The organism is Dietzia sp. SLG310A2-38A2 (assembly GCF_014145095.1).
GTDB lineage: Bacteria > Actinomycetota > Actinomycetes > Mycobacteriales > Mycobacteriaceae > Dietzia.
In genome coordinates this window covers 1-2,521 of record NZ_JAALDX010000531.1, presented here as the reverse complement: position 1 = coordinate 2,521, position 2,521 = coordinate 1, and the positions used below count along the sequence as shown (strand labels likewise).

At 67.6% G+C, this 2,521-nt stretch carries 1 protein-coding gene, 1 tRNA gene and 2 pseudogenes; 1 reads left to right on the top strand and 3 read right to left on the bottom strand.

Going from position 1 to position 2,521, the window contains the following annotated elements; translation table 11 throughout:
* Positions 1 to 488 (top strand): annotated as a pseudogene (locus G6027_RS16800) (hypothetical protein); the annotation flags it as partial.
* An 81-nt stretch (positions 489 to 569) separates the two neighbouring features.
* On the opposite strand, the gene G6027_RS16795 reads toward G6027_RS16800, so the two are convergent.
* The 3 genes and pseudogenes from G6027_RS16795 to G6027_RS16785 form a co-directional block, all read right to left on the bottom strand.
* Positions 570 to 642 (bottom strand) — tRNA-Asn (locus G6027_RS16795).
* A gap of 100 nt (positions 643 to 742) precedes the next feature.
* Positions 743 to 1,822, bottom strand: a complete 1,080-nt coding sequence (locus G6027_RS16790) for an Ig-like domain-containing protein (protein WP_182638135.1) — start codon at positions 1,820 to 1,822, stop codon at positions 743 to 745.
* A gap of 162 nt (positions 1,823 to 1,984) precedes the next feature.
* Positions 1,985 to 2,521, bottom strand: a pseudogene (locus tag G6027_RS16785) (DNA primase); the annotation flags it as partial.

Sequence of the window (2,521 nt, the reverse complement as noted above, 5' to 3'; positions counted from 1 at the left end):
GACCCTCCGACGGAGCCAGTGCGGTTCACATCGACCTCGCATCGGAGAAGCCGACGGTCACCATCTGCGGCACCGTCGTCCGCACACCGGACAAGGGCCTTCATCGTCAAGGCTGGGGCAAGACGTCGAACTCCTACCGCTCCATCACGGTCCCGGACTTCACCGTCGCGGCCTTGATGAACATGAGGGTCCACTCCCCCGGCAACACACGCGGTCTGGTGTTCACGTCAGCCACGGGCGGACTGATCGAGCTGAACAACTTTGGTCGCCGTTGGCGTGAGATTCGCGGCGATGACTTCTCGTGGGTGACTCCGCACTCATTCCGTCGGACGGTGGCGACGATCATCGACCGGAAGGCCGGGTCGGACATCGTGGCTGCGGTCCTCGGGAACACCCCCGCCGTCGCGGAGGCTCACTACATCGAGAAGATGGCGGCGGTCGCACCGGACATGACGGCGACGTTGGACGAACTCGCGCCCGAACGATAAGGCGGATAGAAGTCGGATAACCCGACAATCAAAACACCCTCCCCCTGCGGACTACTTGCAGGTGGGAGGGTGTTTGCGTTGCTCCCCCATCTGGACTCGAACCAGAAACCCTTCGATTAACAGTCGAATGCTCTGCCAATTGAGCTATGGGGGATTGCTTCCGGCGACCGACGAGCACGTCGGACACCGAGAACTTACTTTAGTGCGAGGGCGGCCATCGGACCAAATCGCCAGCTCAGGAGGTTGTCGGCTGGCTAGCTCGACGAACCCGGCCCGAGCAGGGAACCCCCCTCGACCGCCGATCCGGCACTCCCCGGAGCATCACAGATCGATCCGAGCGAACCGGTCGACGCCGATCCCGTCGAGCCCAGGGACCCCGCGTGAAGAGACCCGTTCGCGTCCTCACCGCACAGGACGCCGAGCGAACCCGGGCTGAGTGATCCGGTGCCCGGTTGCGGACCCTGGACGGCGATGGTCACCGGTCCCGCCGTCGACGAAGCGTACGGGGTGTCCGAGGACTCGTCTGCGACAGGCGCCGGAGTGAACGCGGCAGTGATGACGTGGTCGCCGACCTCGGAGAAGACATGCGGCAGGGTCGCCGACCCGCCGACGACGTCCCCCGGGTCGCCGATCGGCTCCCCGTCGGCGAAGAACTGGACCGTGCCCTCGGCCGCCGCGGGGGCGACCTGCACGGTGAGATCGACCGGCGTTCCCACGACCGCGCTCGGCGGCACGGTGAGCGTCGAGACGGTCTCGGTCTGGCACCCGGACACCTCGGTCTCGAGAAGGGTGAACTGACCCGTGGCGGGATCGAAGCCCTTGTCCACGGACTGAGGACCGACGACGACCTGGTAGCTGACGGTGTGCGTGTCGGAGGCCCGGTTCGGCAAGCGTGGCTGATCGAGCAGATCCACCGTCCTGGTGGTGGTGATCGGGTCCCGGTCGGTGACGTAGGGGGCCGTCCCCGGGGCGAAGACGGGGGGCGCCGGGGCCGAGTTCTGCACCCCCTGACGTCCGACGACCCGCGTGATGTCGTACGCCACGCTGTCGAAGGAGAACCTGGCCCTGACGGGCACCCCGGTCAGGCCCCACACCCCCGGCACGCCCACCAGCGACGTCGGATCCTCCCCGTCCACCGCGAAGTCGACGACGTAGTAGCCGTTCGTCTCGTTGACGATCGTGAAGTGGACCTGGCACTGGTCGTCCCCGGATGCACTGAACCGGACCGGACCCTGGTCCCACCCCTCCGCGGACGCCGCCGGAGGCAACCCGAGGCAGAGACCGCAGGCGGCGAGCACCGCGGGGAGTACGAGTCGACGTGATGACGTGGGCATGGGTGACCTATCCGTAGTCGTCGGTGTCCCGCACGCCTGGCTCGGAACTGCAGATCGACGGCGGATTGGGGCGACCGTACCCGATTGATAAGTGTTCTGTCACCAAAGTTTGTCCGGACCAGACTGCCGTGTGGACCGTGAGCCGACTGTCATGTCGCCGGGTCAGGCGATGTCGGGCGTGGCGCCCACAGCCTGCTCGAGCAGTCCTCGACGGTATTCCTCCAACGCCACGAGGTCGCCGAACAGCGCCGAGTACCCCTCCGGGTCCGCCGCCGGACTCATCCGCTGCACCTTGGACTTGAGGTCGGCGATCTGGCCTGACACCCACACCTCCTGCAGCCGGGCGAGCACACCGGAGACGTAGCGGGGCAGCGCGTCCTCGGCCACGCGGAGCGTCTCGACCGCCATGAGGCCCACCAGCCGCTGCAGACCGTCGTCCTCGAGGCCCTTGGACACCTCGGACACCCAGTTCGCGCCGCTCTTTCCGGAGGCGCACCCTCCGGCCGCGGACAGCGCGTCCGCGATCAGGGCGTAGGCGGGATGGGTATAGCACTCTGATGGGAGCGAGTCGAAGAGCGGTCCCGCCAGGCCCGGGTACTGCAGTGCCGCCTTGAGCGCCTCGCGCTGCGGCCAGAGCACCGGGTCCGCCGCCGAGGGCAGGGGCACGCCCGTCGGCGCAGCTGGGGGCTGCTGTTCCGC

What these genes read in the sequence shown, in the direction of transcription:
- G6027_RS16790 (WP_182638135.1), bottom strand. Translation starts at nt 1,822, where the DNA reads ATGCCCACGTCATCACGTCGACTCGTACTCCCCGCGGTGCTCGCCGCC.